This window comes from Acidobacteriota bacterium (assembly GCA_016700075.1).
Classification (GTDB): Bacteria; Acidobacteriota; Blastocatellia; order Pyrinomonadales; family Pyrinomonadaceae; genus OLB17.
The window spans coordinates 1,515,658-1,531,727 of sequence record CP065000.1; the positions used below are offsets into that span (position 1 = coordinate 1,515,658).

The following is a 16,070-nucleotide window of genomic DNA, read 5'->3' on the forward strand; positions in this document are numbered from 1 at the left end:
ATGTATAGATAAACTCACTCAGAGTACGCACGAGGAGGAAAGTATGAAAACCCTTAGTTTGATCACATTAGTTTTATTCCTATTTGTCGGAGCAAGCTCCGAAGCATACGGACAATGCGACAGGACAACAAATTCGCCAATCAGATGCGGATATTACGATGAAGGCTACCAAGATGGGGCCAACGACGCTCAGGCCAGACGTTCGAATGACTATCAGCGTTATCGCAATAAATTCGAGCGGCAATACGAGAGCTTTTACCGAGACGGTTATAGGGCCGGCTACGCGACCATACCGACTTGGGGAAGGTGGACCCCTGAACAGCGTTCGGCTTACGATTCCGGCTACAACATCGGCTTCAGTGACCGGCAGTTGGGCAGAACGAATGCACCCGAGTCTCGTCAGGGCGACGTCACTTTCATTGTGAGGCCGTATTTTTTCCAAGGCTATATGGACGGCTACAGCGGCACACCGCGTCGGTATGATTTCGAGGTCGGAAATCCCGGCGGCGGTGGTGGTGGAGGCGGATGGCCGGGCGGCGGCGGGGGCTTCCCCGGCGGCGGCATGACAACCGGATCCGTAACGTGGAATGGCCGTGTCGACGACCGAGCTCGTCTCTACGTCCAAGGCAACAGAACCTGGATCGAGAACCTCTCAGGAAACGGTGCCTCCCAAGGTTCAGTCCAGTGGCAGGGGACACTGCCGCGACGCGACACGATGATCAACGTTCGCGTGGTGAACGGCAGAGGCTCAGCCTTTGTGGTCGAACAGCCAACCCGGTTCAACAATTTCAGGGCCGCAATTGACATCAACGATCCGCAGGGCGGTGCCGCAAACTACCGGCTTGAGATCACCTGGCAGCAGTCTGCGGCGAACCCTGTTTACAGCCCCGGCCGTGCGACATGGCGAGGACGGGTCGATGACCGCGTAAATATCCACATATCAGGGACTGACATTTGGGACGAGGTCGTTTCGGGCAACTACACCATGAACGCCATGGGAAATGTCGAAGGCTATCTGGCCGCACGCAACGGCACGGTGCGGGTGAACAGACGCAGCGGACGCGGCAGCGTCAGCATTTTGCAGCAGCCTTCGCGTGCAAATGGATTTACCGCCATCATTCAAATAAATGATTCGAGAGGCGGTTCCGATGATTACGAGATCGAAGTGAACTGGTAAGAGCCCGGTTCATTAGACCAATTGCCGGCGGCCTTCCAAGCCGCCGGCTTTTTTTCGGTCAAACCCGTTCCCATAAAGCTCTGTAGACAGGCAGGCCCTTGCTCTCTACGGCGATCTCGCGTTCGGTTTTCACCGGGAAGGGGCTCTCGACGATGGGTATCTCTTTGAATGCGGTGCGCATTCGAAACAATTCGAACATCTCTTCAGCAAGAAACTCAATATCTGTTTGAATGAACAGGCGTCCGCCGACGGCTAGATGCTCTTCGATGGTGTTTACCAGATCGGGCGTGACCATACGCCGCTTCGCGTGTTTTTTCTTGAACCAAGGGTCAGGAAACTGGATCATGACCGTCTGAAGCATGCCGTCAGGCAGCTTTTCCAAAAGCCTTCCTATCCAGAGCATCGCATTGCAGAATTCGTAACGAAGATTTCCCATGCCCGCCTCGATCGCGAGCCGATTCGCCTCATCGACGAGCTGATGCCGTATCTCGACGCCCAAATAATTGAATTCCGGGACCGCTTCAGCCATTTTCAGTAGAAACCTGCCGCGTGCACAGCCAACATCAAGATGTAGAGGCTTAGCAGGATCAGAGAATACTTCAGAGAGATCAATAGGCTCTGATTCACGACGAAAGAACGGCGCGAGCGGATTAACATGCTGATGTACCCTTATTCTAGCCATTTGATAACTCTAGAAAAGCTCAGACATTCTAGAGAAGGTGAGAATTCGATATACGCTGAACGCGCAAACCAGAATGAAGAGAACTAATGCCCCAAACCCGATCGCTTTGACCGGCCCGCCGGCAACGCGCGGGTCCTGGTGAGAATCGGACGGTACCTGGATCAAGGCATACACCGCGCCCGTCAATAGGCCGCCGATATGACCGTAGTTGTCGATGAACTGGTAGAGCAATAGTCCAAAAACCAGAATGAAGCCAACATTGAAGATCAGATTTTTGCGAAATTCAGGGGAGACGAACTGTCTTCGTTTGAACGAATAGACCAACAAATACGATACGAGGCCGAGGATGCCGCCGGATGCTCCGACCGAGAATCCCTCGGGGGCGAAAATATAGCTCACAACGCTGCCGCCTATCACCGACAGCAGAAAAATAATGGGAACATGAGCCCTGTCGGACAGATATTCGCAAAGCCTGCCGAAACTGAAAAAGGCAAACGAATTGAAAGCGATGTGGGCAAGCCCTCCGTGAACGGTCGCACCCGTTAGGAATCGCCAATACTCACCGTATTGTGTGACGGCCGGCTTGACAAACCCCGCAGCCAACGCACCTTCTTCGATACCGGTTCCAAACTGTATCGCTGCTACAAAGAGAACGCAGCCGACAAGAATGGTCGTGTAAACAGGAAAAGGTATCACCTCAGGAGGCGGTTGATAATTCTCCTCCTGATAGACTTCCTCATTGGGTTCTTCGGGCTCGTCCTTCCTGTACTCAAGGGACATCGTTTCTCCACATTCCGCCTACATTGCAAGGCCGCCGTCGGCCTGTATCACCTGACCGGTGATATAGCGGGCCGCATCGGACAACATAAAACAAACGATCGAAGCTACCTCGTCGACATTTCCCAGCCGGCCGAGCGGGATCTGTGCAAGTATCTTCTCGCGATATTCGGCATTCATTTCTGACGCCATCTCGGTTTCGACGAGGCCGAGTGCCAACGCGTTCACGGCAATATTACGGCTAGCAACCTCTTTAGCGAGAGCTTTTGTCAGACCGATCATGCCGGCCTTTGATGCCGAATAATTCGACTGGCCGAGCATGCCGACAACCCCGGAAATTGATGAGATGTTCACTATGGATCCACCACTCTCATTCTTCATCATCGGACGCAGGACGGCCTTGGAAAAGTTCCACGCACCTTTCAGGTTTGTGTCGATGACGGCGTCCCAATCCTCCTCCTTCATCCGCATAATAAGCTGATCACGAGTGATTCCGGCGTTATTGACGAGGAAGTCAACCGTGCCAAACTCCGCAACTGCCTGCTTAACGAATTCTGCTGACGCCTCTGTGTTCGCGACATCACATTGTGCGGAAAAAGCTCTGACACCGAGCGACGTAACTTCACTTTCTAGTGTCTCAGCCTCTTCTGCACTCTTCGAATAGTTGAAAGCAACGTTGCACCCGCTTTTTGCGAGCTGCAATACGATCGCCTTTCCTATGCCGCGTGTTCCGCCGGTAACTATTGCAGATCTGCCATTAAGGTCGTATGTATTCACGCAATTTTCTCCTTTGCTTGAACCTTCGATTCTAGATTCCGAGATGCAGTGCGTCAAAAGCACGCAACTGTGATTTGAACCGCCCGCTCGGAATTGCGTATCATCTTGCCAACATGAAGGCCCTTCTTTTCGCAGTAATTTCAGCAGTTTGTTTCGCGCAAACGGTCATCGGACAGTCGGTCAACACACTGATAAGGGGTGCAACAGTGATCGACGGCACCGGACGGTCAGGTTACGTCGGGGATGTGAGGATCGCTAATGGCAAGGTGATCAAGATCGGCAGGATCAAACCGGACAAAAGCGACCGGGTCATTGATGCGGCGGGGCTTATTCTCGCACCGGGGTTCATTGACATTCACAATCATTCAGAGGGCGGGCTTCTGACAGAGGCCACCGCGGCGAACCAGATCTCACAAGGCATCACGACCATAATTGTCGGGCCCGACGGCGGCAGCCCTTGGCCGCTAAATGCCTACTTTCAACAACTTGCGGGACGAACGGCGGTAAATGTCGGTGCGTTCATCGGCCACGGAACGCTACGGACGCAGGTGATGAAGAACGACCTTGCGCGGCCGGCAACCAAAGCTGAGATCGAACAAATGTCGGCTCTTCTTGAACAAGCGATGAAGGAAGGCTCATTGGGGCTTTCGAGCGGACTGGAATATGACGCCGGATTTTCTGCGACCACCGAAGAGCTGATCGCATTGTCCCGCACCGCGGCCAAACATGGCGGGATCTATATGACCCATCTCCGCGACGAGGAGGAAGGCGTGATGAACGCTATACGCGAAGCGATACGCATCGGCCGCGAAGCGAGGATACCTGTCCAGATCTCACACATCAAGATGGGCAACAAGAGCGTCTGGGGCAAGTCGGCCGAAGCTGTCGCCCTCATCAACGAGGCACGGAAAAGCGGCCTAGATATTACTGCCGATGCATACCCTTACATTGCGTGGGCTTCGACGATCACGGTCTTGGTTCCAAGCCGAAAACACGAAGACACCGCCGAAGTGCAGAAAGGCATCGATGCCATCGGCGGCGCCGGCAAGGTACTGATCACGAGCTGCCGTGCGTTTCCTGCATACGAAGGAAAGACACTCGCAGAAGCGGCTGATATCGCCGGCAAGTCAACGGTCGAAACCTACATAGAGATCGTCAAGGCCGGCGGTGCCGGCGTGGTCGGATTCGGCATGAACGAAGAGGACGTCAGGACCTTTTACCAAACGCCATGGGTAATGGCGTCGAGCGACGGAGGCATCGGCGGACGCCATCCAAGAGGAACAGGGACATTTCCCCGCGTTTTAGGATTGCTCGCACGAGAGAAGAAATGGCTGTCAATCGAGGAAGCAGTTCGGAAATCCTCGGCAATGCCTGCGGCGAGGCTTGGCCTTAAAGACCGTGGACTGATCAAAAAAGGCATGGCAGCGGACCTGGTGCTGTTCGATCCAAAAACCGTCATCGACCGCGCGACGTTTGCCGAACCGCAGCTTTTCTCCGAAGGCATCGAAAAGGTTTTCGTGAACGGCGAACTGGTATGGGACGGCGAGAAAGTGACGGGCGCACTTCCGGGAACGATCCTTCGCCGACGTTAATGGTCAATCGGCAAGAACACGACGCTGCTTCTCGAAAAGCTCGGCGATCCCTTTTTCAGCGAGCAGGACCATTTCGTCCATCTGCTCCCGCGTGAACGGCTCGCGTTCGGCGGTTCCCTGCAGTTCGATGAACTTCCCGCTTCCCGTACAGACCACATTCATATCGACCTCAGCCGCCGAGTCTTCAACGTATGCGAGGTCGAGGATCGCAGTTCCTTCGATGATGCCGACGCTGACCGCCGCAACTTCGCTAATAATTGGGTTTACGCGAAGAACATTCGTGCGGACCAGCTTTCGGCAAGCCAAGGCGAGAGCGACATAAGCACCTGTGATCGACGCGCAACGCGTGCCGCCGTCTGCCTGAATAACATCGCAGTCGAGATAGATCTGGCGTTCGCCGAGTAATTTTAGGTCGACGACCGCACGCAGGCTGCGGCCGATCAGTCGTTGGATCTCCTGCGTTCGCCCCGACGGGCCTCGCTGGGTCTCACGTTGCGTTCTCGTGTTGGTGGCACGCGGGAGCATCGCGTATTCCGCGGTGACCCAACCGCTGCCTGTGTTTCGAATAAATAGCGGAACGCGGTCTTCAACCGAAGCTGTGCAGATGACCTTGGTGCCGCCGACCTCGATCAATGCCGAACCTTCGGCATACGGCGAGATGTTCGGCGTGATCTTTGTATTTCGCAGTTGGTCAAATGCGCGGTTGTCTTGTCTTGAATAAGTCATAATTCGTGGATCGAGAATCATGAATGGTAAACAGTTAACGAAATGCAGTCTTTCTATTTACTATTTACGATTCACCATTAACGAGTTCGTCCGCTCCGTAAACTTCGATCGCCTCGAGCTTCGAAGGCTGGACGCCTAAGAATCTTTCCGCGACGCGGGCAAATCTTTCCGCGGCGTCGGTAACGTAAAAATGATCGAGGTCATCGCAAAGCTGTCGCTCGCCGGCAATTGTGCTCGGGTTTTCAATTTCTTTTTCCCGAAGAAGGTTGGCGACCTCGTCGGCCGTCGCAATGCCAGAATCTATGAGTTTAACACTCTCACCGATGGTTTCCGCGATCACATCGCAAAGGATCGGATAATGCGTACAACCGAGCACCAGTGCATGCGGTGCAAACTCTTTCATATCAGCAAGATACCGTCGGGCTATCGAATAGGTTTCCGGCTCGTGGGTCCATCCCTCTTCTGCAAGCGGAACAAAAAGCGGACAGCCGGCTTGCAGTATTTCGGCGTGTGCCGACGCTCGGCGGATCGCTTCTTTATAAGCGTTACTTGAAACGGTGGCCTCGGTCGCAATGACGCCGATACGCGGCGAGGGCTCAGCTGCCGTCACATCGACGGCCCTTCGTCCGCCGGGTCCGATCACGCCGACGACATCAAGGCCGATCTTTTCCCGAATACTCGGCAAGGCCAGGGCCGAGGCGGTGTTGCACGCGACAACGAGCATCTTGATACCGAGTGATGCCAGAAACTCTGAATTTTCGAGAGCATAACGCTCGACCGTGGCAAGCGACTTTGTCCCGTATGGAACACGTGCTGTGTCGCCCAGATAGATGAACCGTTCATTCGGCAGGCGGTCGTGCAGGGCACGATATACGGTCAGTCCTCCAACACCTGAATCGAATATTCCTATCGGCCGTGACGGATCGATCTCAGAATGGCTTTCGCTGACGGCATTTTTCATATGCAAAGGTCGACAATTGAGAATACAATCCGGAGGCAGGAATTCAAAAAAGGTCCGATCAAGAAACCCTTTTCGTCAACTGCGTCTACGCAGCAGTAGAAAATAAGCAGCAGCCGCTACGAGCAAGGCAGCGATCACCGTTACCGTCCAGTTTTCCGCAAGTTTATCGAACAATGGCATATCAGATCCGGGGCTGTCATCAACACTCGGTCGTTCTCCGAGCGGAGTCTTTGCCTCGAGTCTTGCCTTTGCGCGGACTAGTAATTCCCTGACACGTTCGTCAGCCTGTCCTTCGGCGACCATGTGAACTACTCCACCGAAAACGCCTGCGAGTGCGGTCGAACGGGACGTATTGGAAAAGATAAGATACCCCGTCGGCTTTTCGCTGCTATTAGAGATCACCAAAGTGAAAACCGCGAGCGTGGCGTCTATGTAGTGACTGGCGTAGATCTGTTTCGTCGCCAGCATAAAAACATCGCCGTCAGTTGTCCCCTTCGTGTATGCAGAGCTGTGCGTGACCGAAAAGATGGGCCGCAAACCTGTCTCAACCACAGCCCAGTCAAATCTATCCTCGACACCCTCCAGCTTTTCCGGATACGTGCGGAGATATTTCCCAAATTCAGGTGTCAAGAAGTCGGGCAAGTTGGGCATGCCGTAGATGGCGGAGTATTCATCGACCAGACGCACGGGCTTGCGCGGCGCATCGTAGTCGATGAGTGCTTTATCGCCGCGGGCAATGTATCCCGCCACATAGTCGATGATCATCTGCTTGTACGCCCCCGCGATGTCACCAGAATTTGCTGAGGCAAATGCCGGATCTTCTGACAGAGCCTTGATCATCTGCGGCGAAAGCTTTACTCCGCATTTGCCGGGCATGCAGTTCCTTAGATCATCGATATCCTTATCGTCGAGCCGAAAGATTTCAAGGTCTGCTACTTGCGGCGGAACGCTGATCGGACCGCCGCCCGACCTCGAAGGGTTGGCACGCTGCCCTATGCTCTCTCGAAAGCCGGCGAGATCAAGCCCCGTACGCGGCGAGACCCGAACTATTCCGATCACTGAGGTTTCACGTTTGTCCCTTTCGGGAAGCACTCGGATCACAGGCTTCCCGTCCTCAAGGCCGGATAGCTCCTCCTGCGTGAATGCCGCGTGCTTTCTTAGAAATTCGAAAAGCGGTTCTACTGAGGCCTTATTTGCCTGCGCAAGCGATTGACCGGCGGCTATGACCAGAACGAAAACAGCAATGTGCGCAGCTCTCATCTCCTAGATGATTATCTAAGATAGATCGAAACCTGCAAAAGGAGCTTGAAATGAAAAGAGATTGGTGGAGGCGGCGGGAATCGAACCCGCATCCAAAGGTTGCGACCAGTGAGATCTACACGTTTAGTCGGTTCACTTAAGTTTCGCCTGAGAAGAGCAGATGAACCGACAAGACCTCTTCAAAGGCTAACCCGGCTAACTTTAATGTCACGCCGCAGGTGGAGGCGTGACACGAGCCTGAACTGAGTTATGCCTCGGCGGGTCGCATCAGGCTGACTTCCCGTGAGACATCGCTGGAGCTAGAGTTAACTAGGCAGCGAGGGCTAATTCTTGATTAGCATTTGTGTTTTGCAAGTTTTGTTAACGGGCTCACCTACAAAAAGCCCGACGTGCACTCAAAGATCTATACAAGCCCCTGTCGAAGCCTGTCGCCCCCATGTCAGAACCACCTGCGTTAACGGGCGGCTTCCGAGGAAGGTCAGTTTACAGGATTGAGATGTAAAAGGAAAGAAAACGGATGTATGGAGAGTTCTTCAGCGATCTACCGCTTAAATGCAATGACCTCATAGATGGCGTTCTTGAAGAACATCTTTTTCAACAGACTGTCAGGATCGAGTTTACGAGAAGTACGTTGAGCGGCACGCGGGCCGGCCGCGTTTGAACTCGACTGAACTATCTCCAAAGGCAACTTTGCAAAAACGCTCGTGATCGCTTGTTCCGTCAAATGGACGGTGTGGTCGGCAAAAGGACTGACCTCGAACGGTAAGCCGATATTTCGCAAACCGCCGTAAAATCGCGAGGCTTTGTCGTAAAAAGGATGATGGATGTTGACGGTGAAATACAGAAGGCCACCGGGCTTTAGCACCCGAATAAGCTCGTCAATTATTGCAAACGGATCGGCGGCGTGATCGATGACGTTGTCGCTTATCACTACATCGAAAGCGGCATCGTCGAAGGGCAACTCCTCGCCAATGGCTCCAACGGTTTGCGATAGGGTTTGCAGTTTTGGAAAAAGACGGCGATATTCTGCAGCCAGCGGATCGACGCCGATGCAAAAGCCTTTGTCGAAACCGAAAACAAGGCCGTGTGCTCCGCTGCCGACCTCAAGAACGCGATCATCTGAATTCCAAGGCCGTATCGGCTCGATCCGCTGGCGGAACATCAACGATTTCAACGCGGTTCCGCGAACGAGCTGATCCTCCTTACCGCGTGTCTTTTCGGCTTTTTCGGTTTGATAAGCAAGCTGCCGCTCCAACGCACGGTCAGCTCGGCTTTTTGAAATGGTCGGTTTGCTGTACACCCTATTCGCTATTTTTTCGTTGCCGAGGCCGCCCTATCAGAAGGTATCTCAATAGGATAACGGCCGCTCCAGCAAGCGTTACACGTCGTCTCTGGGTCAAGCCCGATCGCGTCGAGCATTCCTTCGATCGAAAGATAGCCGAGGCTGTCGGCACCGATGAAATCACGTATCTCTTCGACAGACATTCCAGCGGCGATGAGCTGTTCGCGGTCCGGCGTATCGACGCCGTAATAGCACGAATGCGTTGTCGGCGGACACGATATTCGCATGTGAACTTCTGCCGCACCGGCTTCGCGCACCATTTGAACGATCTTTTTCGACGTGGTTCCGCGAACGATCGAATCGTCAACAAGTACGATCCGTTGGCCGCGGATCAGGTCCTTTATCGGATTCAGTTTCAGGCGAACACCGAATGAGCGGATGTTTTGCGTCGGCTCTATAAAGGTGCGGCCGACGTAGTGATTGCGAATGATGGCCTGTCGAAAATTTATTCCCGACCAGCGCGCATATCCGATCGCCGCTGCGACGCCGCTGTCAGGCACCGGAACGACCAGATCTGCCTCGACGGGATGCTCTTCGGCAAGCCGTTTGCCCATCTTGTGCCGAGATTCGTTGACCGAACGCCCGAAGATTATCGAATCCGGCCGCGAAAAATAAACATGCTCGAACGCGCAAACCGCGGGCTGCGTTTGTTCGAAAGGCTTGGACGAATGAATGCCCTTGTCGTCAACAACGATCATCTCGCCGGGCTCGACCTCACGGATGTATTCGGCGTCGATCAGGTCAAATGAACAGGTCTCGCTGGCGAAGCAGTATGCGTCGTTATACTTGCCCATTACGAGCGGTCGAAATCCGCGAGGATCGCGAACCGCGATCAGAGAATGCGGGGTGAGAAAAAGTAGCGAGAAAGCACCTTCCGTCTTACGCAGAACCTTCGTTATCGCTTCGATGACGTCGCGGGCAGGAGTGCGTGCAATGTCGTGAAGTATGGTCTCAGTATCGGACGTCGAAGAAAAGATCGCACCGGTGCTTTCGAGCTCGCGGCGGCGTTCCTCGGCAAACGGCAGATTGCCGTTGTGACAGACCGCGATGCGGCCGTGCTGACAACTGACGGAAAAAGGCTGGACCTCTTTGATGGTATTTCTGCCAGCGGTCGAATAGCGGGTGTGCCCTATCGCCGCATTTCCCGGCAGCTTCTGCAACACGGCCGGGTTCAGAACGTCGGTGATCAGGCCGACACCACGCTGCTGTATTAGATCAGGGCCATCAGCGGAGACAATGCCGCACGCTTCCTGACCACGGTGTTGTATCGCGAAAAGCCCAAGCTGCGTCAGCGTTGAGGCTTCGTCGTGGCCGAAGATGCCGAAGATGCCGCATTCTTCCTTCAATTTGTCGCAGAGAATTTCCGCCATTTGCTTTGAGATTATCAAATCATCGGAACGCAATCGAATTCAGTTCACGCGGTCAGCGTCTGCATCGGGTCGGAACTGCTGGCGCTTCGCTGGTCGAAAAGTTTTGTTCGGGATACGTAAGCCCGGACGTCGCCGTTCATTACGGCATACATCAAGGCGTTATCAGCATTCAGGATGATCGGCGTGTTCCATTTGATCAGAGCCTCCGCGGCGGGCCGCGTAATGGTATATGCGTGGCCGAGCAAGTGCTTGCCGGAAACATGAAAATGCTCGTTATACGGCCGGTCATACAGATTCCGGATCATCGTATGGTTGTATTTCAGAAAACCGAACGAATGGGAAAGGTGATAGACAGCTTGCTTTACGGCACCGAACGCAGGCCGCAAACCGCCCGCGTCCCAGCCCCAATAAATGAACTCTGCATCCGGCGGCGCGTTGTTCACAATTGAGGAAACGTCTTCGTCGGACACATGGTTCACGACAACGTCGTCCTCGAAAACGAGACAACGTTTCGCATCGGAATCCAGGAACCGCTCGTAGATCATGCGGTGGCCAAGAGAACAGCATATATGCCCTACGGTCATCGCACGCCCGCTGCGGTCCGTTTCGATCGCCTTTTCTTCGTCATAGATGCCTTTTGCCAACAAGTCCTCTTTTGTTACATCGCGTTTGTCAACGCCGAAGACGAACTCGAAATTGCCTTCGCCGAGCTGTTCGATCACATTCTGCTGCCGGTCGATCGCTCTCTCGATGGTGAGCACATAAACGGCGTCGTGGAATTCTCGCAGTGCGGGAAAAAGCATTGTCTATTACTGTTTTGACGGCGCGATCGAAACGATGATGCATTTCGACGTCGGAGTAAAGCTCCGCTTCGCGTGACTGCCGAGTGGGACGAGCGGATTAGCCTCGGGAAAGTAGGCGGCCACACAACCTCGTGGGATCGCATATTCCACGACAGTAAACCCTTTGACGTGGCGTTCGCCGTCATCCCAGTAACTTGTGATATCGACCTTGGCCCCCTTTGCAAGACCGAGCTCAGCGATATCGCTTTCATTCATGAATATGACCGTTCTGCCGCCGTCGATGCCGCGGTAGCGGTCATCGAGGCCGTAGATCGTTGTATTGAACTGATCGTGCGAACGTATCGTTGTCATCAGAAGACGGCCTGCGGGAAATTCCGGATACTCGAGGCTCGATGCCTTGAATAAAGCCTTTTCGGAAGACGTGGGGAATTTACGTTCTCGCGGCGGATTCGGCAGATAAAATCCGCCCGGCATTCTGATGCGCTCGTTATAATTCTCAAACCCCGGCAGAACGCGTTCGATCGCGTTGCGAATAAGGTCGTAATTGGCCGCGAACGCATCCCAATCGACGCCGCTTCGCTCACCGAGCGTGGCTTTTGCGAGCCGACAAATTATCCACACCTCGCTGCGAAGCTGCCTCGACGCGGGCTCGAATACGCCCTTTGACATCTGCACGTTGAGCATTGTGCTCTCGGTGGAAACGAATTGCTCTCGTCCTGCTTGCTCATCGACCTCGCTTCGTCCAAGACACGGCAAGATCAGCGATATCTTGCCGGGAGCCAATGCCGTGCGGTTCATCTTTGTAATGACCTGAACGGTCAGATCACAGTTTTGTAAAGCACTTTCAACAGCCTGAGTATCAGGCGATGCCGCAGCAAAGTTCCCGCCCATGGCGAAAAATATCTTTGCATTGCCTTCTCGCATTGCCGCGATAGCTTCGACCGTATTGTATCCGTCGCGTTCGGGCGTCTTAAAATTGAATTCGCGTTCGAGATTCTCGCGAAATACCGGTGTCATCTTTTCCCAAATGCCCATCGTGCGGTCTCCCTGCACATTGGAATGTCCGCGAACGGGACACAGCCCCGCACCCGGCCGGCCGATCGCACCGCGGAGCAGATGGAGATTTACGATATCTTGTATCGTTGCGACCGCCGCCGTGTGCTGCGTTACGCCCATCGCCCAGCAGGTGATGAATGAATCAGCGGCGATGATCATTTCGGCGGCCTCGGCGACCTGCTCACGCGCTAAGCCCGAGCCATTGACAATATCGTCCCAAGTTACAGCATCAAGCGACGCGACAACTTCGTTATATCCGCAGGTATGCTCCGCGATGAATTGATGATCGAAAACGCTTCCCGGCACCGCACGCTCGCGTTCGAGCATGATCTTCATCAGTCCTTTCAACACCGCCATGTCGCCGCCTATTCGAACCGGAAGATGCAGATCGGCGAGCTTTGCGGGGCGAAAACCGAGCAGATTGAACGGATTTCCGTGCTGCGGATTTGGGTCGACAAAGCTGGTCAGTCCTACCTCAGGCAGAGGATTAATTGCGATCATTTTCGCACCGGCCTTTTTTGCAGCCGCAAGCGATGAGAGCATCCGCGGTGCGTTCGTTCCCGGATTTTGGCCGATGACGATGACGAGGTCGGTTTTTTCGAAATCCTCAAGGCGTATCGTTGCTTTGCCTAGGCCGATCGATTCCGCAAGAGCTACACTCGTCGATTCGTGACACATGTTCGAACAATCCGGCAGATTGTTCGTGCCGTATTGCCGAACGAAAAGCTGATAAAGAAATGCCGCCTCATTCGACGTTCTGCCCGATGTGTAGAAGACCGTTTCATCGGGCGATGGGAGTGAATTCAATTTCTCAGCGATCAAAGTGATCGCATCTTCCCACGAGATCGGCTCATAATGCGAACCGCCTTTATGCCGGATCAGCGGCTCGATCAAGCGCCCCTGTTTATTGAGCCAGAAATCGCTTTTCGCTTTCAGATCCTCGATGGAATGCTCGGCAAAGAACTCGCGGCCGATCTTTGCGGTCGTCGCCTCGTCTGACAGAGCCTTTGCCCCGTTCTCGCAGAATTCGTTTATGGTGCGGTGTTCGGGATCTGGCCATGCACATGATTGGCAGTCGATACCGCCTTTTTGATTAAGTTTCAAAAGGCCGCGAGTGCCGCGGATAACGCCCATCTTGCCGTAAACGTGACGAAGTGCGTTCGTTACGGCGTGAATACCCGCTGAGGTCTCGGGCGGCGGTGTTATCTGTAATTTCTCGTCGTTCGGCGTCATTCCGTATCGTTATTTGAACAGCAACCGCTCCTCGCCGCAATACACGTTAAATCTACCATCGCGGACAAAACCGATCAGCGTCATGTGGTATTCACGTGCAAGTTCAACGGCAAGCGAAGAAGGCGCTCCTACGGCTGCCATCATGGGAATTCCCGCCATCAGGGCTTTCTGTACAAGCTCAAAACTCGCACGGCCGCTAACAAGTAGAACGCTGTCGCTCAGCGGCAGATCACCGTCAAGGAATTTTCGCCCGATAACTTTGTCCAGTGCATTGTGGCGGCCGACGTCCTCGCGGAGAATGTCAAGTTCGCCCTCCGGATCAAACAGAGCTGACGCGTGCAGTCCGCCGGTCTGTTCAAAAACGGATTGCATCGCACGCAGTCTCTCCGGCAACGAACTAACAACCTCGCCCGCAACCCTCAAACCGTTCTTAATGATGCGTTTAGCTTCAGACCGCAGTGCGTCGATCGAAGATTTTCCGCAGACGCCGCAGCTTGATGTGGTGTAGAAATGCCTTTCAAGCTTCTTAAGATCGACTGAAGAATCTTCGGCAAGATCTACGCGGATGGTATTGGAATTCAAAGCAGCAGCACGATCGAGTGTCCCGTTCTTTTTGCCGATTCTCAGCCCGCAATGGCGGATCTGTTTGATCTGTTTGGGAGTCTTAATGATGCCTTCAGTGAAGAGAAATCCTGCGGCGAGCTCGGCGTCGTCGCCCGGCGTTCGCATAGTTATCGAGATCGCCCGATGCTTGCCGTCGCGAAATCCTAAGCGGATCTCAAGCGGCTCCTCGACAGCAAGCTGATCGCGAAATTCACGCCCATCCGCCGCACGAACCGCTACACTGGCCTCCGAAATTCCCTGTGCTACTTTCACAATTGAATTCTAGCAGACGAAAGAAATTAAACGGAGAAACCGCAGGGGACGCAGAGAAACGGGAATTAGATATTCACCTCTATGCGATCTTTGAGGTCTCTGCGTTAAAAACCTCCTAATCCGCCGGCAGAATTCGTCCGCGACATTCGCCCAAACCGATGCGGCGGAAACCGTCGCGTTCGCAATAGCCTTTCATTATGACTTCGTCGCCATCTTCCAGAAATCGGCGCTGCTCGCCTGAGGGCAGATCGATCGGCTCACTGCCGCGCCATGTCAATTCCAGCAGACATCCGCGTTCGTTTTTCTCTTTTCCGCTGACGGTTCCCGACGCCATCAGATCGCCGGCATTCAAATTACACCCGTTCGAGGCGTGGTGCGTGAGCATCTGGCCGATCGTCCAATAAAGGTCCTTTGTGTTCGATCGCGAGATCATAAACGGCTCGATGCCCTCGGCACGCATCAACTCCGTCTGGATATAAACCTCAAGATTGATATCTAGCCCGCCAAGCTTCTGATTCTGCTCGTCGCTCAGATAATCGAGCGGCTGCGGGTCGTCGGGCCCGCGTTCGAACGCCGGCGTGCGAAACGGTGCAAGTGCCTCCATCGTGACGACATACGGCGAGATCGTCGTCGCAAAACTTTTTGAAAGAAACGGCCCGAGCGGCTGGTATTCCCATGCCTGAATGTCGCGAGCCGACCAATCATTGACGAGGCAAACGCCGAAAATATGCTCCTCGGCTTCGCTGAGGTTGATCGGCTCCCCAAGCTCATTCCCCTTGCCGACAAAGAACCCGAGCTCCATCTCGTAATCGAGATTCTTGCACGGAATAAACACCGGCGGCTTTTCGGCATCGCTCCGGTTCTGCCCGCGCGGGCGGCGAATCTCCGTGCCCGAAACAACGATCGACGACGCCCGCCCGTGATACCCGATCGGAATATATTTGTAATTCGGCATCAATGGATTGTCCGGCCGAAACATGGATCCGACATTCGTCGCGTGGTAGATGGAGCAGTAGAAATCGGTGTAATCGCCGATCGACGCAGGGACAAGCATGCTGCACTCAGGAGCTTCGACCATGTGTTCGGCAAGAATCTTGCGGTCGGCGTCTGAGGCTTCGATCGAAAGCAGATGCGAAAGACGTCGACGCAGGGCGGTATAAGATTTCCTCTCGCCGGCCAGTTTATTCAGCGAGCTCTCGGAGCCGGCCGCGGCGGCCTCCCTGGTTTCCGAGTCGATCAACCCGCTGCCGTAACAGCCCCACAGGTCGATGACCTTGTCACCGATCGGGATCCCGACACGCGGCATGTCAGCATTTTTAGGGCTCGCGAATATACAGAACGGCAGGTTCTGGATCGGAAAGTCCGTTTCGGGCAAGTTGGCGGATTCGACCCAGCTTTGAAGCTGCGGGTCGTGTGTTTCATTAACTTGGTACATAGT

14 protein-coding genes and 1 other RNA gene are annotated in these 16,070 nt (G+C 54.2%); 2 read left to right on the forward strand and 13 right to left on the reverse strand.

The features are described 5' to 3' along the window. Window positions 1–43 precede the first annotated feature (43 nt). On the forward strand, window positions 44–1,177 hold the full coding sequence (locus tag IPM50_06780) for a hypothetical protein (protein ID QQS34268.1): 1,134 nt from the start codon (window positions 44–46) through the stop codon (window positions 1,175–1,177). A 58-nt stretch (window positions 1,178–1,235) separates the two neighbouring features. Here IPM50_06780 and trmB read toward each other — a convergent pair whose 3' ends face one another. From trmB to fabG, 3 genes are read right to left on the reverse strand one after another with little or no spacing between them, the layout of a single operon-like run. Next, window positions 1,236–1,859, reverse strand: coding sequence for a tRNA (guanosine(46)-N7)-methyltransferase TrmB (gene trmB, locus IPM50_06785; protein QQS34269.1), 624 nt, complete (start codon window positions 1,857–1,859; stop codon window positions 1,236–1,238). Window positions 1,860–1,868: 9 nt separating this feature from the next. Next, complete coding sequence (locus IPM50_06790) at window positions 1,869–2,639, reverse strand: rhomboid family intramembrane serine protease (GenBank protein ID QQS34270.1); 771 nt, start codon at window positions 2,637–2,639, stop codon at window positions 1,869–1,871. Window positions 2,640–2,657: 18 nt separating this feature from the next. Then, window positions 2,658–3,413 (reverse strand): 3-oxoacyl-[acyl-carrier-protein] reductase, encoded by a 756-nt coding sequence (gene fabG, locus IPM50_06795; protein ID QQS34271.1) that lies wholly within the window; start codon window positions 3,411–3,413, stop codon window positions 2,658–2,660. A 74-nt stretch (window positions 3,414–3,487) separates the two neighbouring features. On the opposite strand from fabG, the gene IPM50_06800 reads away from it, so the two are divergent. Beyond that, the gene (locus tag IPM50_06800; protein ID QQS34272.1) at window positions 3,488–5,005 is read left to right on the forward strand and encodes a D-aminoacylase; all 1,518 of its coding nucleotides are present in this window, start codon (window positions 3,488–3,490) and stop codon (window positions 5,003–5,005) included. Between the two features lie 3 nt (window positions 5,006–5,008). On the opposite strand, the gene rph is transcribed toward IPM50_06800, so the two are convergent. The 10 genes from rph to fahA form a co-directional block, all read right to left on the reverse strand. Beyond that, on the reverse strand, window positions 5,009–5,731 hold the full coding sequence (gene rph / locus IPM50_06805; GenBank protein QQS34273.1) for a ribonuclease PH: 723 nt from the start codon (window positions 5,729–5,731) through the stop codon (window positions 5,009–5,011). A gap of 64 nt (window positions 5,732–5,795) precedes the next feature. Beyond that, entirely contained in the window at window positions 5,796–6,692 is an 897-nt protein-coding gene (locus IPM50_06810; GenBank protein QQS34274.1) for a glutamate racemase, read from the reverse strand. Between the two features lie 75 nt (window positions 6,693–6,767). Continuing rightward, window positions 6,768–7,952, reverse strand: coding sequence for a hypothetical protein (locus tag IPM50_06815; protein QQS34275.1), 1,185 nt, complete (start codon window positions 7,950–7,952; stop codon window positions 6,768–6,770). A gap of 62 nt (window positions 7,953–8,014) precedes the next feature. Then, window positions 8,015–8,388, reverse strand: a transfer-messenger RNA (tmRNA) gene (gene ssrA, locus IPM50_06820). A gap of 105 nt (window positions 8,389–8,493) precedes the next feature. Then, window positions 8,494–9,114, reverse strand: coding sequence for a methyltransferase domain-containing protein (locus tag IPM50_06825; protein ID QQS34476.1), 621 nt, complete (start codon window positions 9,112–9,114; stop codon window positions 8,494–8,496). A 146-nt stretch (window positions 9,115–9,260) separates the two neighbouring features. After that, window positions 9,261–10,664: an amidophosphoribosyltransferase gene (locus tag IPM50_06830; GenBank protein ID QQS34276.1), complete on the reverse strand. Its 1,404-nt coding sequence runs from the start codon at window positions 10,662–10,664 to the stop codon at window positions 9,261–9,263. Between the two features lie 44 nt (window positions 10,665–10,708). Then, a complete protein-coding gene (locus tag IPM50_06835; protein ID QQS34277.1) occupies window positions 10,709–11,467 on the reverse strand; it encodes a glycosyltransferase family 25 protein in 759 nt (252 codons plus the stop codon). A gap of 6 nt (window positions 11,468–11,473) precedes the next feature. Next, on the reverse strand, window positions 11,474–13,756 hold the full coding sequence (locus tag IPM50_06840) for an FdhF/YdeP family oxidoreductase (protein ID QQS34278.1): 2,283 nt from the start codon (window positions 13,754–13,756) through the stop codon (window positions 11,474–11,476). 9 nt (window positions 13,757–13,765) lie between these two features. Beyond that, complete coding sequence (fdhD, locus tag IPM50_06845) at window positions 13,766–14,614, reverse strand: formate dehydrogenase accessory sulfurtransferase FdhD (GenBank protein QQS34477.1); 849 nt, start codon at window positions 14,612–14,614, stop codon at window positions 13,766–13,768. 133 nt (window positions 14,615–14,747) lie between these two features. Further along, a complete protein-coding gene (gene fahA, locus IPM50_06850; protein QQS34279.1) occupies window positions 14,748–16,067 on the reverse strand; it encodes a fumarylacetoacetase in 1,320 nt (439 codons plus the stop codon). Window positions 16,068–16,070 lie beyond the last annotated feature (3 nt).

Bases quoted from the DNA above. Each gene is read 5' to 3' on its own strand.
- IPM50_06780 (QQS34268.1), top strand. From the start codon at position 44: ATGAAAACCCTTAGTTTGATCACATTAGTTTTATTCCTATTTGTCGGA.
- trmB (QQS34269.1), bottom strand. From the start codon at position 1,859: ATGGCTAGAATAAGGGTACATCAGCATGTTAATCCGCTCGCGCCGTTC.
- IPM50_06790 (QQS34270.1), bottom strand. From the start codon at position 2,639: ATGTCCCTTGAGTACAGGAAGGACGAGCCCGAAGAACCCAATGAGGAA.
- rph (QQS34273.1), bottom strand. From the start codon at position 5,731: ATGACTTATTCAAGACAAGACAACCGCGCATTTGACCAACTGCGAAAT.
- IPM50_06810 (QQS34274.1), bottom strand. From the start codon at position 6,692: ATGAAAAATGCCGTCAGCGAAAGCCATTCTGAGATCGATCCGTCACGG.
- IPM50_06815 (QQS34275.1), bottom strand. From the start codon at position 7,952: ATGAGAGCTGCGCACATTGCTGTTTTCGTTCTGGTCATAGCCGCCGGT.
- IPM50_06825 (QQS34476.1), bottom strand. From the start codon at position 9,114: ATGTTCCGCCAGCGGATCGAGCCGATACGGCCTTGGAATTCAGATGAT.
- IPM50_06830 (QQS34276.1), bottom strand. From the start codon at position 10,664: ATGGCGGAAATTCTCTGCGACAAATTGAAGGAAGAATGCGGCATCTTC.
- IPM50_06835 (QQS34277.1), bottom strand. From the start codon at position 11,467: ATGCTTTTTCCCGCACTGCGAGAATTCCACGACGCCGTTTATGTGCTC.
- IPM50_06840 (QQS34278.1), bottom strand. From the start codon at position 13,756: ATGACGCCGAACGACGAGAAATTACAGATAACACCGCCGCCCGAGACC.
- fahA (QQS34279.1), bottom strand. From the start codon at position 16,067: ATGTACCAAGTTAATGAAACACACGACCCGCAGCTTCAAAGCTGGGTC.